At 57.9% G+C, this 16,861-nt stretch carries 21 protein-coding genes; 9 read left to right on the forward strand and 12 right to left on the reverse strand.

What is annotated here, in order from left to right; genetic code table 11:
- Positions 1–118: 118 nt before the first annotated feature.
- The gene (locus tag AMS69_RS20105) at positions 119–1,183 is read left to right on the forward strand and encodes a GNAT family N-acetyltransferase (RefSeq protein ID WP_162230983.1); all 1,065 of its coding nucleotides are present in this window, start codon (positions 119–121) and stop codon (positions 1,181–1,183) included.
- Between the two features lie 6 nt (positions 1,184–1,189).
- Here the strand turns inward: AMS69_RS20105 and AMS69_RS21195 are convergent, their stop codons facing one another.
- The 8 genes from AMS69_RS21195 to AMS69_RS19575 all read right to left on the reverse strand — a co-directional run bounded on the left by AMS69_RS21195 (position 1,190) and on the right by AMS69_RS19575 (position 7,383).
- Positions 1,190–1,579: a hypothetical protein gene (locus AMS69_RS21195; RefSeq protein ID WP_053967112.1), complete on the reverse strand. Its 390-nt coding sequence runs from the start codon at positions 1,577–1,579 to the stop codon at positions 1,190–1,192.
- A 160-nt stretch (positions 1,580–1,739) separates the two neighbouring features.
- Entirely contained in the window at positions 1,740–2,915 is a 1,176-nt protein-coding gene (locus AMS69_RS05645) for a hypothetical protein (protein WP_053967113.1), read from the reverse strand.
- Complete coding sequence (locus AMS69_RS05650; protein ID WP_053967114.1) at positions 2,908–3,696, reverse strand: hypothetical protein; 789 nt, start codon at positions 3,694–3,696, stop codon at positions 2,908–2,910. Before AMS69_RS05650 ends, AMS69_RS05645 begins: the two co-directional genes overlap by 8 nt.
- Positions 3,696–4,253, reverse strand: a complete 558-nt coding sequence (locus AMS69_RS05655; RefSeq protein ID WP_053967115.1) for a hypothetical protein — start codon at positions 4,251–4,253, stop codon at positions 3,696–3,698. The genes AMS69_RS05650 and AMS69_RS05655 overlap by 1 nt, the downstream gene beginning before the upstream one ends.
- 5 nt (positions 4,254–4,258) lie before the next feature.
- Positions 4,259–6,127, reverse strand: coding sequence for a hypothetical protein (locus tag AMS69_RS20565; protein ID WP_053967116.1), 1,869 nt, complete (start codon positions 6,125–6,127; stop codon positions 4,259–4,261).
- Positions 6,124–6,351, reverse strand: a complete 228-nt coding sequence (locus tag AMS69_RS05665; protein WP_053967117.1) for a hypothetical protein — start codon at positions 6,349–6,351, stop codon at positions 6,124–6,126. Before AMS69_RS05665 ends, AMS69_RS20565 begins: the two co-directional genes overlap by 4 nt.
- A gap of 5 nt (positions 6,352–6,356) precedes the next feature.
- The gene (locus tag AMS69_RS05670; RefSeq protein ID WP_053967118.1) at positions 6,357–6,788 is read right to left on the reverse strand and encodes a hypothetical protein; all 432 of its coding nucleotides are present in this window, start codon (positions 6,786–6,788) and stop codon (positions 6,357–6,359) included.
- A gap of 115 nt (positions 6,789–6,903) precedes the next feature.
- Entirely contained in the window at positions 6,904–7,383 is a 480-nt protein-coding gene (locus AMS69_RS19575) for a type IV pilin (RefSeq protein ID WP_077067764.1), read from the reverse strand.
- 495 nt (positions 7,384–7,878) lie between these two features.
- On the opposite strand from AMS69_RS19575, the gene AMS69_RS21255 reads away from it, so the two are divergent.
- Complete coding sequence (locus tag AMS69_RS21255; RefSeq protein ID WP_053967119.1) at positions 7,879–8,133, forward strand: DUF7692 domain-containing protein; 255 nt, start codon at positions 7,879–7,881, stop codon at positions 8,131–8,133.
- Between the two features lie 22 nt (positions 8,134–8,155).
- Here AMS69_RS21255 and AMS69_RS05680 read toward each other — a convergent pair whose 3' ends face one another.
- The gene (locus tag AMS69_RS05680; protein ID WP_053967120.1) at positions 8,156–8,911 is read right to left on the reverse strand and encodes a hypothetical protein; all 756 of its coding nucleotides are present in this window, start codon (positions 8,909–8,911) and stop codon (positions 8,156–8,158) included.
- A gap of 777 nt (positions 8,912–9,688) precedes the next feature.
- Positions 9,689–10,015, reverse strand: coding sequence for a helix-turn-helix transcriptional regulator (locus AMS69_RS05690; RefSeq protein ID WP_053967122.1), 327 nt, complete (start codon positions 10,013–10,015; stop codon positions 9,689–9,691).
- 441 nt (positions 10,016–10,456) lie between these two features.
- Between AMS69_RS05690 and AMS69_RS05695 the strand changes: the two genes are divergently transcribed.
- The gene (locus tag AMS69_RS05695; RefSeq protein ID WP_053967123.1) at positions 10,457–11,449 is read left to right on the forward strand and encodes a tyrosine-type recombinase/integrase; all 993 of its coding nucleotides are present in this window, start codon (positions 10,457–10,459) and stop codon (positions 11,447–11,449) included.
- A gap of 154 nt (positions 11,450–11,603) precedes the next feature.
- Here the strand turns inward: AMS69_RS05695 and nikR are convergent, their stop codons facing one another.
- Positions 11,604–12,014, reverse strand: a complete 411-nt coding sequence (nikR, locus tag AMS69_RS05700) for a nickel-responsive transcriptional regulator NikR (RefSeq protein ID WP_053967124.1) — start codon at positions 12,012–12,014, stop codon at positions 11,604–11,606.
- A gap of 120 nt (positions 12,015–12,134) precedes the next feature.
- On the opposite strand from nikR, the gene AMS69_RS05705 reads away from it, so the two are divergent.
- The 4 genes from AMS69_RS05705 to AMS69_RS05720 are packed head-to-tail and all read left to right on the forward strand — an operon-like array spanning position 12,135 to position 14,694.
- On the forward strand, positions 12,135–12,773 hold the full coding sequence (locus tag AMS69_RS05705; protein WP_053967125.1) for an energy-coupling factor ABC transporter permease: 639 nt from the start codon (positions 12,135–12,137) through the stop codon (positions 12,771–12,773).
- A complete protein-coding gene (locus AMS69_RS05710; RefSeq protein ID WP_053967126.1) occupies positions 12,773–13,087 on the forward strand; it encodes a PDGLE domain-containing protein in 315 nt (104 codons plus the stop codon). Before AMS69_RS05705 ends, AMS69_RS05710 begins: the two co-directional genes overlap by 1 nt.
- Before the next feature lie 3 nt (positions 13,088–13,090).
- Complete coding sequence (gene cbiQ / locus AMS69_RS05715) at positions 13,091–13,885, forward strand: cobalt ECF transporter T component CbiQ (protein ID WP_053967127.1); 795 nt, start codon at positions 13,091–13,093, stop codon at positions 13,883–13,885.
- Positions 13,882–14,694: an energy-coupling factor ABC transporter ATP-binding protein gene (locus AMS69_RS05720; protein WP_053967128.1), complete on the forward strand. Its 813-nt coding sequence runs from the start codon at positions 13,882–13,884 to the stop codon at positions 14,692–14,694. The genes cbiQ and AMS69_RS05720 overlap by 4 nt, the downstream gene beginning before the upstream one ends.
- A 38-nt stretch (positions 14,695–14,732) precedes the next feature.
- On the opposite strand, the gene AMS69_RS05725 is transcribed toward AMS69_RS05720, so the two are convergent.
- Positions 14,733–15,257 (reverse strand): phosphopantetheine adenylyltransferase, encoded by a 525-nt coding sequence (locus AMS69_RS05725; RefSeq protein WP_053967129.1) that lies wholly within the window; start codon positions 15,255–15,257, stop codon positions 14,733–14,735.
- 137 nt (positions 15,258–15,394) lie between these two features.
- Between AMS69_RS05725 and AMS69_RS05730 the strand changes: the two genes are divergently transcribed.
- Together AMS69_RS05730 and AMS69_RS05735 are read left to right on the forward strand one after the other, a co-directional pair.
- A complete protein-coding gene (locus AMS69_RS05730; protein ID WP_053967130.1) occupies positions 15,395–16,384 on the forward strand; it encodes a VOC family protein in 990 nt (329 codons plus the stop codon).
- 82 nt (positions 16,385–16,466) lie between these two features.
- Complete coding sequence (locus AMS69_RS05735) at positions 16,467–16,838, forward strand: hypothetical protein (RefSeq protein WP_053967131.1); 372 nt, start codon at positions 16,467–16,469, stop codon at positions 16,836–16,838.
- The last annotated feature ends 23 nt before the right edge of the window (positions 16,839–16,861 follow it).

Genomic DNA, 16,861 nt, shown 5'->3' on the forward strand with positions numbered 1-16,861 from the left:
CCGGGTTCCCCTTAGTCGTGTGGCTAAGGCCACCTACCCAAAATACACTGCACAGCTACCATTTCGAGCAGAAGCATTGTCGCAGATGTTTTATTTCATCAAAAAGATGGTAGTCACTATGGACTGGCCAAGTCGGTTCGTTACTGCTGAGGAACTAAGCGAAATGCAAACATCCAGCCGAACCGTTGTCCCATATCATCTGAGATATAAAAACTCTAGCTTGATGTTTGCTGGACTGGTTTACGATGAGAATGATAATGAACTCAGTTATCATTACTATCATCCTTATAACAAATCTTGGGAAGTACTTGACAGTATAGAACCAAATAAAGTAGTTTCTGATTGGTCCAGCACGTTTAAAGGAGATTTGTATGTTTTTGGTGAAGATGCAGTCACATCTAGAGAAAATCACTATCAGCTTGGTGACAAGATATCTTCCATAATTGGCCAACCCATGTTTCTGTACAGTCACGACTCTCTTCTATCAATAACTGGACGAACACATCCAGATGACTGCGACTGTACCAGAAATGATTTTGATGAAAGACCCATGTCAATGGAGAATGAAGGAGGAGAAGATGTTATTTTGATTAAATGCTCAGACTGTGGCGTACCTTATTATATCGGCCATCCAGGCAATGAAATCAGTATAGATACGGCTCTGACAGAAGACTGGATATTTGACAGATACTCCCCCGAAATTGATGGTACTGTCAACGGACTAGTTTGTTACTACATTGACCCTCCTGCAAGCAGCAGAATAAACAGTGCCATCACCGCGATGGTTGATGAGGTAAATATTGAAACAGGACTCGCTACGGACTACAATCCAGATATGGACGAATTTGTCCTATTGTCAAATGGAGAGAACATAATTGGGTTTATTTCTTGGAGTATTCGCTGGGGGCATAAGACTTTACAGCAAGTATACGTACGGGAGAACTCTCGAAATAAGGGATACGGGCGAGATGCTATCCAATGGTGGTTTGAAAAATATGGTGAAGATACGGTCTATTCTGACCAAATGAATGAGATAAGCCGGAAAGTATTCACCGATATGGGTCTTTTCCGGGATGGGGACCATGAGACAACTGTTGTTGAATTCTCTGACTTTTATCCACAAGGCATAGAGATTGATAAGAAGGTTTATGATGTATATCCTAATCAGGCTTTTTCGATCTGAATCAACCTATTTGTTCCCCGCTATACTTCGTATCGACAACTTTGCTTGAAGACTATCCCGGTGTTTTCCACCGCCATGCCAATCAAGACGAGGCAACCGTGACGAATGACGCATCTCCCACTCCATGATCTCCACCCCTTGCCCACGAACCCGATACACGCCGAACACATACCACCCATTCGCGGCCCGTAACTGCTCATGATACTGGTCGTAGAGTTTGAACGTGCCCGGCTGACCGTCGGCATGGCGGTGCATCGCCGATTTGATTTCGACCGGCGTTCCATCGGGTCGCTTTGCGTCGTGCCAGCTGCACCGATCTAATTCAAGGTCGTATCGCTCAGCAGCTTTCCGCTCGACGAGTGTACCATAGTGATTGGCTTTGTGGCTCCGACTCATTCGCGCACCTCGCGTGCGTCATATATAGATACTCCTCCGGCCTGTTCGCGGCCGTTGCCCATGGCTCTCGAAGCGAGCGACAGTGAGCGCCGGCTATGGGCCAATAGAAGGGGTGCGCCGGGGGGTTGGTTGTTGTTGGTTTCCTCGAATCCCGTCGCTGTCATGCGGTTAACTCCGTCACTTCACCAACCACGTTTCGATGGTCGCCGTCGTGTTCGTACTCGTTCCAGCGCTGTCGGACCCATTCGGCGCTGTACGGGACGAAATCGGCGATTTCGTGGTTTGGTCTGTCCGGGTCAGACTCCTTCGCCGTGATGACTGTGTAGATCGCGAGCTTCCGCGAGAGGTCCGCCGGGTCCACCTCATCCTCGTCTTCCTCGCCGCTCGACCAGGACCACGTAGTTGGCTCCTTGTCGTCGTAGCGCCAATCCGTCTCGGGAATACCGGACACCGAGAAGATCGGGTTCACGCCCTTCCGACCTTTCACGTCTTCGTAGAACGTCGCCTCTTTCAGGCCTTCCTTGTGGACACAGACGGCGAGTTCCCGAACCAACGGGTGTACGTCGCGGCCGTCGTGGCCGATGACGATGAGTGAGCCGCCGTACTTGCGGATCTTGTACGTGAGCGGCCCGAGCTTCTGTTTCGTATCGTAGCCGTCCTTCCCGCCGCCACCGGCGTTACTGCTGGCCTCGTCGAAGATGAACAGCTTCGGGGCCTGTTCGTTGTGCATCGGATCGCCGTCCTGTTTGAGCCATTCGTTCAGTTCGCCGTAGTTGGCGAGCCAGCCGTCGCGGCGGTCACCGTGCTTGTCGGTCCACTCGTCGGTCTCTTCGAGCGTTCGGATGTTCGAAGCCACCAGCGCATCCGAACCCTGCTGTTCCTTCCAGAGTTGACCGAGCAAACAGGCGAAGTTCGACTTTCCCGTTCCGGGTTCGGCCCACTGGTAGAACATCGGCGCGGGCCCGGTCATCTGTGCCCGGAGCTGGTCGATGGCTTTGATACCGGAGATATCGGCCCGCTGGCCGGCATCGCCGGTGAACTGCTTCAAAGATTGCATATCACCGTTAGCCATCGCTCGGCGGGCGGTTTCGGTCCCTTCGATGCGGATGATGTCGCGGACGTGGCGGAGGTCTTTGGCCTGACCGGGCATCTTCTCCGGGCGGTCACAGCGCTGAGGATCGTAGTGTGTTTCGAGTATCGAGAGGTAGCGAGATAACTTCTCGTCACGGACGATGCCAGCGTGCGCGTGTACTTCGTCGGGGTCACGCTGGCCGTAGCCGTCCTGGTACTCGCGGAACTGTGCGGGCGTGTAGAGGTCGGTACTGTCGTCAGTCATCGTTCACCTGCGGGTCTTGGTTGTGATCTGTCGGGACTGTCGGCCCATCGCCCACGGCGGCGTCTGCTGTGGGGTCCGGGGCGTCGGTGAGATCGTGAATCGTCGGTGCGTCGTCGAAGTCTTCGCCGTCCTCGATGAGGTCGCCGAAGGTGTCCTTGGCGGCGGTCTTCTGGATCATCTGACCGCGCTCGTTCGCTTCGGCTTCGGCCGTGACAAGCTTCTGCTGGAGTTCGACCGAGCCGCGGGACCAGCGGCCGCGGATGGCTGCGAGTTCCTCGGCACGGTCGATGAGCCAGCCGTGAATGTCCTGCATCTGCTTCTTGCTGGTCATCAGTTGGGTGTCCTGACAGCCTTCAAGCCAGACGCCCTCGACGCGGAGTTGGTCGATGTCTTCCAGATACTCGTACTCGCGGACGGCCCATGCACTCCCGCCGTTGACGGGGTAGGGGTCCGGGCCGTCGATTTCTTTCTCGCGCCAGAGTTGCGGCGGGACGTAGTACTTCTCCGTGGTATCCTCGACGGCGTTGACGTGGTGGACTTCGACCCAGTTGCGACGGCGAAGCCACCGAGCAATCTTCGCGCCGACGAGATAGCAGGGAATCGCCAGCACGAGCCAGCCGACAGCGATAGCTGGCATCCAGGTCGGGAGCGTGGGCAGCTGGGGCTGGTAGTAGACGACCAGGACAGCCGCGCCGAGGATCATCCCTGTAACCAGAAGCTTGTACTCGGCAAGCAGGTAGGTGAGACGGTCGCGGTTGTCCGCGAAGGTCGGTGCGGGCATTATGCCACCTCCGGACGGCCGTTCTCGCCGCGCATGACGTTCCAGCCGGCGATAACCATCCAGACGAACGCGACACCCGCTCCGGCGAGCCACGCTTGGAGTGATGACAGGGCCCGCAGGATGTCGAGACCGCCACCCGACGGCCGCTGAACGATTTCGGCGTACAGGGGCGTGTTCTCCGTGGAGATGGCGACGCCGACGTAGCCGTCTTGCTCGGTCACGGGAACCTCGACGGTAGTAGTTTCGCCGGATTCGAGTGCCACCGAGCGGACGGGAATCTTCCCGCCGCCCTGGAAGCGACCGGCATCGGAGATGCTGACGACTTGGGTGGCGTTCGACCGGAGAGTGATGCGGGCGATACCCTCGTCAGGTCGGTATTCCGAGCCGACTATCTCAGTGTTCCCGTCGATGCGAGTGGCGTTCGTGTCTGAGTCGTGGGCCGTGGGCTGTGGGCCGGGCGTTTCGACGGGGACGTTCCCCGCGGACTGTGCGGCGGTCGGGGCGCTGACGCAGCCGAAGCTGACAACGAGCAGCGCGGCGAAAAGAATGGATCGCATGGGAATTAGTTCTGCAAGACGACGACGGCGAGTAGCGTGCCGATGATGGCGAGCGCGGCGATAGGGCTCACCTTTCCATCACCGAGGAAGCCACCGCCAGCAGACTGTTGTAAGGCTTGTTCGCGGGCTTCGATCTGTGCGCGCTTGTAGGCGAGATCTTCGTACTGCTGTTTGAGTTCAGTGACGTTCGTGGTTTCGTAGGTGGTTTTCTGGATAGTGACGTTCTCGGTGGTCTCACCGCTGGTTGTGGTGATTCTGTCGATGGTGAATGTCCCGTCTAACTCGACGATGCGGTCACTGGTGACGACGTACTGCGTGCCGCCGATGTTGGCCGTGTCGTAGGTCGTCCCGTTCTCGAACTGGCCGCTTGCAGGGTTTTCCTGGGAGAATAGGACGCCCTCGTACTGCGTGCCGTCCCCAGTGGTGACGTTGAAACTCCCGATCTGGTCGAAGTTCTCCGGGGAGTTCGTCCCGAGCAGGGTGAGCTGTGCAGCGGTCCAGCCCTGGAAGTCGTCGCCCGCGGACTGCTGGTTCGCTAGCACGTAGGGATCAACGAGGTCGCTGTTATTGATTTCGCCGCTCTGATAGGCTGAGTAGGTATTTTCGGCCAACGTATCCATGTCATTCCGAACCTGCTGTTCTTGAGACTGGATGTTCGACCACTGCTCCGAGTAGCGGGTCTGATTCACGACGATTACGCGGTCTACGTCGGAAGCATAACCCTCGACAGCGAGGCGATCTCCGGCGGCAAACCAGCCACCACCACCAGACAAGTCGTTAAACTGTGCGTACTGGTCGGTGATGGTTGCAGTCCGAGTGCCTGAGGTGCCACTATTATCCCGACTGAAGTGCCACTTGTGAGCAATAACAGATGTTTGTGTGCCGTTCAGGAGTGTGACTGATTCAGTCACGGTCCCCTCATAATTGACGTGATTGGAGTATGCTGGATCTGAGGTATCAGTCCACCACGTACGGCCCTCTTCGTCGCGGGTCCGGCCCTGAACGAAGTTCTGTTGCTTGTAGTCGTCAGTACCGGATTGTAGGCCCTTGGTATCGGCTTGGGTCCGCAGGTAGTCCCACTGGCTAACGGATTGTTCGTACTGGGAGAGTAGATTAACCTGCTTAGTAGTGTAGTACTCTGTTACGGCCTGTTTCGCGTCTGTTTTGGCCGCTGCTTTGCTACTACCGTTGTTCAGCGACCGGATATAGGCGTTCTTGCCGATAATCCGGGCTTGCGTCTTCGTGTCGGCCAGGTAGTTGTCCAGCGTGGTCTGGTAGTTCTCACTGGCTGCTTTCTGGTTTTGTGCGGACTGATACAGTTCTATCTCCGTATCCTGCTGGTCGAGGCCGGTTGTGTTGACGGTCGTCGTGCCCGGCTGTGCGGTACAGTCGAGATTCTTGACACCACTTACCATGTTGCCAATCTTCTCGTGTGTGTCGCAATTCAAATCGGAATCGCCGCCGGTCGTCCCGACGACGGTACGAACGAGGTTCAAACCACCAACGAGGCCATGTTTGGTCTCGAACTTGGGTTCGCCACCGGAGTAGTCCGACACGGTGACGTTCAGCGATTCATACGCGCCCTCGTTGAAGAACAGCAATTGGTCTTGGTCGAGGTTCGCCGTATTGTACGTTTCACGTGCCATCACGGTTGTCTCGGTAGACGGGCCGCCCTGCGTGGTGTACTCGACGGTGAACTCCGTGCCGCCGTTGAGGTCACTGGTGTCGACAATGACCGTCATAGGTGAGCCGGTAGCCTCGTAGGTGACTGGCCCGCTGTCGGTGGCTGTCTGTGCTAAGGCGGGACCGACAGCACCCACGACGGCGGAGCAGACGATGAGCGCGGCCAGCACGACCGATCGAGAGCGGGTCACAGTTCTCGCCCTCCGTCGGCTTCGACCTGCTCGACGTGTTCCCGCACATCATCGTCTGTCGCAGCGTCGGTGTCCTTCTCTCGGGCGTGGTGCGCAGCAATGATACCGCCCGCAAGAACGGCGGGGCTGACAACGGGGAGCGGAGAACCGATGATAGCCGCGGCAATTGTGGACCCAGAGACGCCGATGACGCCCATAAGCCCATAGCTGAGTATGCGGTCCATCGGAATCACCCCAAGTAGCTGATGACGTAGTAGCCAGCGGCCTCGACGCCGACGACGACAAGGCCGATAGCAGCTGAGCCGACGACGATGTCCCGCGCACCGAGGATGTTCAAACCGGTGAACAGGACGATAACGAGCGTCCCGAGCGCGAGATACGTCTCGACAGTGGCCGAGCCTTTGGCGATGTTCGCCAGATCGGTGTCGAGTTCGTAGGACTTGTTACGGCTCTCGTTGACTCGGTTGGTCGCGTAGGCGGCGGCAAGCGCGCCGAGCGACAGCAGGAAGGCGAGATCAATGCTCGTGTTCTGGACCGTAGCGACAGACGCGCCGAGGTCGTAGCCGAGCATACTGATCGAAGCGATACCGTTGGTGACGAACGCGCTGGCGGTGAAAATCACACCAGCGAGAGCGTCTTCGATGTCTATCTTTCCGAACATAGAGTTCTCATCCGCTCAAAGCGGACGAGAAACAGGCTCGAGTGTGTCGGTAAAAGACAGGTAGAGTCGGTAGATGCCTCTACTGGTTCTAATAAAAACAAGAAGAGTGACGCAGTTATGCGTCAGGTCCGCTGTCCTGTGCTAGCGTCGCAGAGTTATCTCCTTCTTGAGTTTCGTATACAACTCGAACATTGTAGTCACTTGGAACTCCTCCATCGGCTGTGTCACCAAGACGAGCAGAACTTCCGGCGGTTACCTCTGAATCGGAGTTGACGCTTCCACCAACTGAGGTCCAGTCACCGGTATTTGAAGCGCCAGTACCGGTATTGTTATCCATATTACTGCCACGAACATACAGCTCGTTCGGACTGATCGTGTCACCACCGTCGTGCGTAATAGTTAACGCCCGCTGTTCGCCGCCCTCATAGTCAAATGAGAAACTGGCCTGCGGAGTTGCCTGTTGAGCTTGGTCACCGAGACCAAGCACGAACGATGCGATAACAGCTGCAAGAATTACTGTGATTGCGACCATCAGGATAACACCGATAACCGGGGAGACGGCGTCATCATCACGGAATAGTTCTTTCAAATCCATTGCGATTACTCAACATCTGTATATCATATTAAAACCAATTTACTGTTAGTGTAACATTTCGCCGCTCAGCCTTAGCTTGAAACCAATATAGAACGGGTTGAAAGTGTGCGTCAAGGGGGGCCTGGATCTGACCCCCTGGTTTGGAGACCAGTATTACCCTTTTGATTTCAGCGGGAACCAACCCGCAAATGGCCGTTTGGCGGATTTTCTAATATTAATTCCGGTTCTAAAATACTACAAGGCAGGCTTGAACTCAATATAACACTACACAATCCGATTTTCACTGAACCCACGGGGTCGCAGCTCGAAGATCGTGCTCGACGCGATATGCACACGAGCGGGTACTGGCCGTGTGCATACTCGAAACCAATCGGGTAGGAACGTCGATGTGATCGTGCTACGATGGGCATGGGCCGCGGCGGTCTTTATCAGTAATCGGTCTTCGAGTTAGTCGAGAATACCTGTCTTTTGACCTCGTGTTCACGAGCAGGTGGTATGCGAATCCGCGAAGACGGTAAGCACGCGCACCGCACGGACACTATAGAGCAAGCCGCCGAGTTCTGGGAGTGCAACAAGACGAAGGCACTCATGCGCTCTGCTGAGTTCTCTTGGCGAATCGAAGAACGAATACAAACCGTACTTTGTCGAGATGATCTTACCATTCAACAGAAGCGGGAGATCGCCGATACACTGAGTGTACCAGGAACCTATGAAATTGAGGCTACGCAGTTAATCACTACTGAGAAATAGCCACTCTAAGCTCTTCTCACAATCATTCTTGTATGAGTTTGAATTGAACGTCTTCCTCCTTCGATATAACAATGAAATCTGACATAAGGTATTGGACAAATATACTCCTGTACTTCGCTCGCATTGTTCTGAATATCTTATAACCGCTGCCGAATATTAGGACGGATCCGAGGCCGATCAGCACTGGATCAATGCCGTAATTTCCTAAAATTGTCGTAGAATCCATTACCTCAACTGAATCAGAGGTTCCTGATACCAATATCGCATATCCATAGTAAATAGTGGCTAAAAATGACGAAACAACCCACATACTACCATAAAAGTCGTAAATAGCTTGGAATGTCCGTGACCGTCCCCGTGAGTCAATGTGCACCTTTGATCGGACTAACGAGTAAAGCATATCAATATCTTCGGAGTGCTCGCCTTTCTCAAGATTGGCCAGCTTATTAGGGAGGTCTGTCTCGTCGAAGTGAGAAATACACTCTCGATAGAATTGACCAACCAAATCATCAGTCAACTCGGTCGGGTTGAATAGCTCTTGAATGAATTCATCTCTGTGTGTTGTTGCACCTCCACGCTTTTCTAAGAATAAACGCGCTGCGTGGACAGAGCGTCCAAGCACAACGCCACCGATAATAAGGACCGCGACCGCGGCCGCAGCAGGGAAGCTAACGCTGTTCGGTAGGAGTGGGACTATCGCCAAAATAACTGTAGCACCAGGGATGAAAATGCTAAAGAAGTCATATAGATCAAGTTGTTTAGTCCCCTGTCCGATCATGTATTTGGGCAAGTGTACGTTGCGGGCAAAAGCCCATCGGTAATTATAATGTCATGGAGTGGCATGATTTTGGTAGGAAGTTCAAAGAAGTTAACAAAGTGTATTGAGAGCGTACAAGCAGGCACTCTACCAGAAAATGTCCACAGACTCCCAGTCCCGTAGGAAAAACAAGCTATTTGGTGGAATCCTCCGGGTCTTTGACCAGACGCTCCTCAAAATCGTGCCGCTGGCGTTAGTCGCCATGGTTATACTACTGCTTTCGGATTATGCACGAGAATTAGGAGCATATTTTTTATTCGGAGCAGTAATTGGTGCTGTGATTTGGGCGACCTACGATGTGCTACAATAAGCACATAACATATTCTTATTGCACATTGTGCTGATGAAGTCAGTCTATAGCCGAATCAGTAGCTAATGTCCTTGAGGTATGGAATACCTCGCTGTTTCACTCTGAGACGTTCCATTTTCACCCTCTCAGAACTTTCTTGGCTGATGGCCACGGCTGATTACTGGCATCTAACTGACCTTCCAGATACCGTAGCCCGTATCCTGTGATATCGTAGTTCTGGAACTGACGAGTCAACGGTTCGATCATCTGTGCGTACGTAAGCATCCGACAGCGTTCACGCACACGGCCTACAGAGGCACGGAGCGATACCTTCTCCGCAATATATCGTGGTGATGACCACCCCTCGGCTTTCAGTATTTCGAGGATTCGTTCATCGAGCGGGACCATCCATTTGGCGGGCTTGCGTGACATGGTTCAGGGCAACGTCGTCAACTGTTGATACCGGGACCGTCAGCCGCATCTGCACCATTTTCTTCGTCGGAAGATCCGCCACCGTTGATGTAGCGTTCCCTTTCAGCGTCGTATTTTTCTTCGAGATACGCTTCTCCTTCATCAGTTAGGACGTAAACTCCGTTTCCGAGAGGGCGGAGGAGATCGTGTTCGCCAAGTTTCTGGAGTCGGCGAGAAACCGTTGACTGGGCAATATGGATTTCCTCTCGCTTTGCGAGCTCCGTTGAGGTTCCTGATTCCTCTTCGCGGATTATCTCCAGTATTCGGTCATCCCAGATAGTCATCCAAGATCCTGACTGACGCATTCATGTCCCACAAGAGTATAGACTATCTTATTTCTCACTAACAATTCGAATTAAGGCCACCAATGCATTTATGCATAATCGGCCTGTTTATGGATATGCGAAGCACCTGATTCGGTCGAAGATGACTCTCCTTGGTTCGTGACGAACGGGCGGTCTGGTACACCGCCCGAAAAGGTGGCTTCGCGCTCTGTAGACCATGAGCGAATCCACCATTACGGGGCTACAGCCCCGCACGAACACTGAAGCATCGCAATCGAATAGTTCTGACGACGGCAGTTGCGCCACCTGTCGAGCTGACGCTGACGGGATTGATGCACGGACCCTCAAGCCGACCTGTTCAGACTGTGCGGCCCGCAGCTCTGACGATGGGCGACCAGTGTGCGGAGGTGAGAAGGCGTGAGTAACGATCTCCAACCACTGGAACCGGGCCGCGCTATCAGTATGTACCTCAAGGCCCGGCAGGACGAACTAACCGAATCGACGATACAGTCACAGGAGTACCGTCTGGAAGCATTCGAACAGTTCTGCCGCGAGGAAGGTATTGAGAACCTGAACGACCTTTCGGGGCGGGACCTGTACGCCTATCGCGTCTGGCGACGGGAGGGGAACGGGAAAGAGCGAGAGAGCATCGAGCCCATCACCCTTCGAGGCCAGCTGGCGACAGTCCGCTCGTTCCTTCGCTTCGCTGCCGAAGTGGATGCCGTTCCAGAGAATCTTCGAACCAAAGTCCCGCTTCCGACGATCAACGGCGCTGGTGAGGTGAGTGCATCCACGCTCGACCCTGAGCGTGCCGATGTAATTCTCGACTACCTACAGATGTACAAGTACGCGTCGAGGACTCACGTCATCGCCCTTCTGCTGTGGCATACCGGTGCGCGTATGGGCGCGATTCGTGGGCTGGATATCGATGATTGCGAGCTCGAAGCGAGTGACCCTGGTATCGAGTTCGTCCATCGCCCACAGTCCGACACGCCGCTGAAGAACGGCGAGAAGGGACAACGCTGGAACGCTATCAGCGAACACGTTGCTACCGTCGTACAGGACTACATTGACGGTCCCCGTGAATCGGTTTTTGACGAACACGGCCGCCGTCCGCTCATCACGACTCAGCAGGGGCGTGCCTCCACGTCGACGTTCCGGATGACGATGTACAGGGTCACTCGGCCGTGCTGGCGGGGAGCGGAATGCCCGCATGACCGTGATCCGGAAGAGTGCGAAGCTACGTCCAACAAGAAGGCCTCAACGTGTCCGTCCGCTCGGTCACCACATGACGTTCGGAGTGGCAGAGTCACCGCGTATCGGCGTGAGGATGTCCCGCGCCGTGTGGTGTCGGACCGACTGAACGCGAGCGACCAGATTCTCGACAAGCATTACGACCGCCGTGGCGAGCGTGAGAAGTCCGAACAGCGCCGCGATTACCTCCCTGAGGTGTAACAATGACTCATCGACTTACTTTCAGTAACCGCAGGACGGAACCGCGAAACCGGCAGGGCCCATTTCTGTTGTCTCGAAGCCGCGTATAAGAGAGCTATCTGCTGAACCGAATGGCCCTATCGCTTCGGGATCGCTCTCGCTCGCGGTCCGCTGCTCACTCGTCGACGACCACGACCTTGACCTGCTGGACGCCACCGATGGCCCGGAGTCGGTTGGCCAACTCCGTGATCGTGTCGCCCGCGCCCTCGACGACTAGCGTCTCCATACAGGTGTCGTGGGAGAGGTGGATGTGCTGCACGGAGGTGATGATGTCGGCCATTTCGTGTTGGACGGTCTGGAGTTCGTCAGCGATGCCCGAGACGTGGTGGTCGTGGACGATGACGATGGTCCCGTGGTGGTGTTGCTCGTCGCCGGATTCCCATTCGTAGGCCGCAAAGAAGTCGCGTAGCGAGTCGCGTATCGCCTCCGACCGACTCGCGTATTCCCATTCGTCGACGATGCCGTCGAGTCGGTCGACCATCGACGATGGAAGTGTCAGGCTGATCCGGTCGAGATCCTCACTCATGTGTGCCGATAGGGACGGGCCTGCATATGGGTATCCGGGCTTCGGTAATACTCACCCGCCGTCAGTAATACTGCCCGATGAAAAAGTATTATTACATCGCCGGGACCAGACGTGAGTAGTATGCACATTCCGGACGGATATATCGATCTGCCGCTTGCACTGCTGTTTGGTGCGCTTGCGGTTGTCGTTCTGAGCGTCGCTGCGAAGCGCGTCAACGGTGAGATATCTGATGCGCGCGCACCGTTGCTCGGCGTCGTCGCGGCGAGCATCTTTGCCGCACAGATGCTCGACTGGCCGATTCCGGGCGGGACTAGCGCCCACTTCGTCGGGGGCGCGTTCGCGGCGATTCTCCTCGGCCCGCATCTGGGCGCGCTCTGTGTCGCCACTGTCGTCACGATTCAGGCGCTCGTCTTCGGCGATGGCGGGCTCGTGGTGCTTGGCGCGAACGTGTTCAACATGGCTATCGTCGAGGTGTACGTCGGCTATGCAATCTATCGCCTGCTCGTCCCTTACGGTGAATTTCGCGCTGCCCTCGTCGCGGGGTGGCTGGGAATCACGGCCGGTGCGCTGACCGCCGCCCTCCAGCTCGGTCTCTCCTCGGCGTTCCAGTACCAGTTGCTGACGACACTGTCGATAATGGGCGTCGGACACCTCGTGCTAGGGCTGATTGAGGGTGCCATCACCGCCTCGGTGTACCGCTACCTCGCTCGCGCTCGCCCTGACCTCCGGCCCAACGCCGCACCGGAGGTGAGCGCGTGATGGCCCCGGAATACCCCGACTGGCTACCCCGTGCGCTCGCCGCGCTACTTGTCCTGACGCTGCTCGCGCCGGTGTTCGGGTGGGCGGCCGGTCAGGTCGGCTACGCCGAACCGCTGGAAAATGCCGCCGAGGCGACCGGCGCGACAGAACACGCCACCGCCGTCGGAACGGCGCTGTTCCCGGACTACGGCGTCCCTGGCCTCGGCGGCGCGACCGGGACGTTCGTGTCGGCTGTCGTCGGGACGGCGCTGACGCTCCTCCTCGGTGCCGTTATCGGACGCGTACTCGGAACGGACGCCGACGGACGGCAATAGCGCATGTCCGGCAGGGACCTGCTCGACCGAACGATCGCAGCCATTGCGGCCAGCGCCCAGTGGTTCCTGCTTGCTGAGGAGCTGCCGGATCGAGACGGGTTCCTCCAGGCCGTTACGCCGACGGTCAAGCTCGTCGGTATCGCGACGCTCGTCGCGCTTACCGTGACACAGCAGGCGCTGGCAGTCGTCAGCGCGCTCGCGCTCCTCGCGACGGCGCTTGCGGCTATTTCTCGGGTACCTCTCCGTACTTTTCTGGGTCGCCTGACCGGCCCACCGGTGTTTGCGTTCGTCGTCGTCGCCCCGCAAGCGTTCCTGATGCATGGCCCCTCGCTGGGTTCGCTCCCCCTCTCGGCCGCTGGCGTCGACTATGTGCTCACGTTCGCCGTCCGCGTAACTGCGTGTGTCGGCTTTCTGTCTGTGCTGTTGTTGACGACTCGTTTCGCCGACCTGCTGGCGGCGTTTCGCCGGCTTCGGGTCCCGTCGATTGTCGTTTCGCTGCTCGGAATCACGTATCGCTATCTCCTCCTCTTTTTTGCTGAACTCGAACGCATGGTCCGGGCTCGACGGAGCCGGACCATCGCCGAGCCGAGCCTCCGCCGGAACTGGCGCGATTCGGGACACTTCGTCGGCTCGTTTCTCGTCCGGAGCTTAGAGCGTGGGGAGCGGGTCCAGCGGGCCGCCCGCGCCCGCGGCGGCACTGGCCCGACGCCGGCACAGCCCCGGAAACCGCTCGGGCGGGCCGATCTCACCTTCGGTCTGATCGTCGCATTCGCTGTCGCGGTGGTGGTGGTCGCGTGACCGCTATCGAGGCCACCGACCTCCGCTACGCCTACCCTGACGGGACGCTGGCCGTCGACGGCGTCGACGCATCCATCGAGCGCGGCGAGCGTGTGGCACTGCTCGGTCCGAACGGGGCTGGCAAGTCGACGCTGCTGGAACTGCTGGGCGGTCTGGTCGACCCTGACGGCGGGCAGGTGCGGTACTTCGGGGAGACGACCGACGCAGACACCGTCCGCAGCCGCCTCAGTGTCCTCACGCAGAACCCTGCCGATTACCTGTTCAATCCGACTGTCCGAGAGGATCTCGCCTACGGGCCGGCACAGCTCGACTGCGACCGTGCGGAAGTCGAGCGCCGCGTCCAGCGAGTCGCGGACCGGCTTGCCCTCAATGGCCTCCTGTCAAAGCCGCCGTTCCGACTTAGCGGCGGCGAACAGCGCCGAGCCGCTCTTGCAAGCGCACTCACCGTCGAGCCGGACGTGCTGTTGCTCGATGAGCCGGTGAGCAACGTCGACGCTGCGAACCGGGGAACGATTCTCGACTTGCTCGACGAACTTGCGGCCGATGGCGTCACGCTCGTCGTCTCGACGCCGGACACCGAACTCGTCCCCCACGTCGCCGACCGGGTGCTGTTGCTCGACGATACCGGCGCGGTTGCCGCGAGGGGGACGACCCGACGGATCCTGACCGACACCGAGCTACTTCGGGACTGTGACCTGCGCCCGCCACAGGTCGTCAGACTGTTCGAGGGTCGAACAGAGAACGTGCCGTTGACCGTCGACGGGGCTGCCGAACGGCTGGATACGGACGGTCCGGATACCGTGGAGTGACAGCTCGGGTCCGGGGACGAACTTCTAACTGGCCGCTGTCATTCCGAGGCGAGCAGGCGGCCGTGTACGTCGATTTCGCCGTTCCGGATCCGGGTGCTGCTGATCCGCGTGCCGTCTTCGGCGACGACGAACGGCGGCGTGTGGATTTCCAGCGGGTGGAGCCCCGCGTCTCGCCGCTGTTGATTGAGTTCGTATGCGCGCCGCTGTGCCTTCGCCTCCGGCGAGGCGACGAGCGCGTCCACGTCCGCCCGTGTCGCGGCCGGTCCCTGCGTGTCGTCTAACCGCACAATCTCATACGTGGCGGTGTACGGCTCACCCAACTGGTCCAGTTCGGACGCGAGCGCGCTTCGACGGTCATCGTACGCACCCAACTGTTTGACGTGTGTCGGATCACTACGCGTCTCTGTGGCCAGCTCGGGGCTGGTCAGACCAACGATGACGTGACCATCGCCGCTCCCGTCGTGGCTTGCGGTCTGAAACGCCTTGTGCAGGAGCGCCCGGTGGCCGTTGTGAATCGGTGTGAAGGTCCCGCCGAGAATCGCTGTCCGGTCCGCGTCTGCCATACGCGAATGTCCCACCAGCGTCATATATAATTGCTGTCCGTCGCACGACTCGTCAGTCCCATCCGTTTCTACGGATAGTAACCCGGTAACACTCGCGTCAGCAGTCATTGAAGTAGTTTCGGCACGTATCGATACTAATGACCGAAGTCACCCCGACACCGGGTATCCACCACGTCACGTGTATCGCCAGCGACCCACAGCAAAACATGGACTTCTGGGCCGAAACGCTCGGTCTCCGGCTCGTCAAGCGCTCGATCAATCAGGACGACCCCAGTACGTACCACTTCTTCTTTGCCGACGCTGAGGGGAACCCGGGGACGAGCATGACGTTCTTCCCGTGGGAAAACCACACACAGGGGACGGTCGGCTCCGGACAGGTCTCACGCACAGCGTTCCGCGTGCCGGAGGGAAGCCTCGACTACTGGGAGGGCCGCTTCGACGAGTACGGCGTCGACTACGACGACCGCGTCGAGCGATTCGGTGAGACTGTCCTCCCGTTCCGCGACCCGGACGGACTTCCGGTCGAACTGGTCGAAGTCGAGATTCCTGACGACGACCCGACCGAGCCGTGGACGGCGTTCGTCCCCGAAGACGCCGCGATCCGTGGCTTCCACTCCGTGACGCTGTGGCTGGCTGACCCCGAACCCACGGAGGACCTGCTCCGGACGATGGGTCTAGAGGAAGTCGGTACCGAGCAGGCACAGGGCGACACGCCCGGCGACGAGCGGACTCGATTTGCCGCGCCGGGGTCCGTTGGGAAGTACGTCGACGTGTTGCCGACCATCGAAGGCGGCCGGCAGGGTCACGGCACGGTCCACCACGTTGCCTTCCAGACGCCGACCGACGAGGACCAGCAGTCGATGCGCGACGCCGTCCGCAACGCGGGGCTGCGCCCCACGTCACAGATCGACCGCCACTGGTTCCGGTCGGTCTACTTCCGGGAGTTCGGCGGCATCCTGTTCGAACTCGCCACGAGCGGTCCCGGCTACGACAGCGACGAACCGCTCGATGACCTCGGCGGCCGGCTGGTCCTGCCCGGGAAGTTCGAGGACCGCCGCGAGGAAATCGAAGCGGGCCTCACCGACGTGATGATTCCCCGAGCGGAGTCGGCCGAAGCCGACGACTAACGCCGATGAGACGGCCGGTATTCGCTTCATTCTCTCTGTTAGTCTGCGAGTAAATATGCGTGCCCGGAGTGTCTCGTGTTACATGTCCACAGAGGGACAGGAGTACGTTATCGCGCCGTGGGGGGAGAGTGAGTGTGAGACGACCGACGTGACGGTTGACCTGCCGTCACGAGACATTGCGGCGCAGCTGGAAGTCCCGACAAGCGTGCTAAACCGCATGGCACAGCTCGGCGACGAGCACGACATCCCGGTGACGCAGGCGCTCGGGGAGCGACTGGAGATTAACCGGGCGCGGGTGTCGCTCTATGCCGCGAAGTCGGTAGATGAGGTGGCCGCGGTCAAGCAGCACCTCACTGACGCCCGCGAGTACCTGTCCGGTGTCGAGGCGCTCGATACGGCCGATATCGAAGCCGACATCGACCACCTCTGGACCGACGAACTCGGCAGTGCGTAACCTCGTCGGTGGGGTGGGTACCG

The organism is Haloarcula rubripromontorii (assembly GCF_001280425.1).
GTDB lineage: Archaea > Halobacteriota > Halobacteria > Halobacteriales > Haloarculaceae > Haloarcula > Haloarcula rubripromontorii.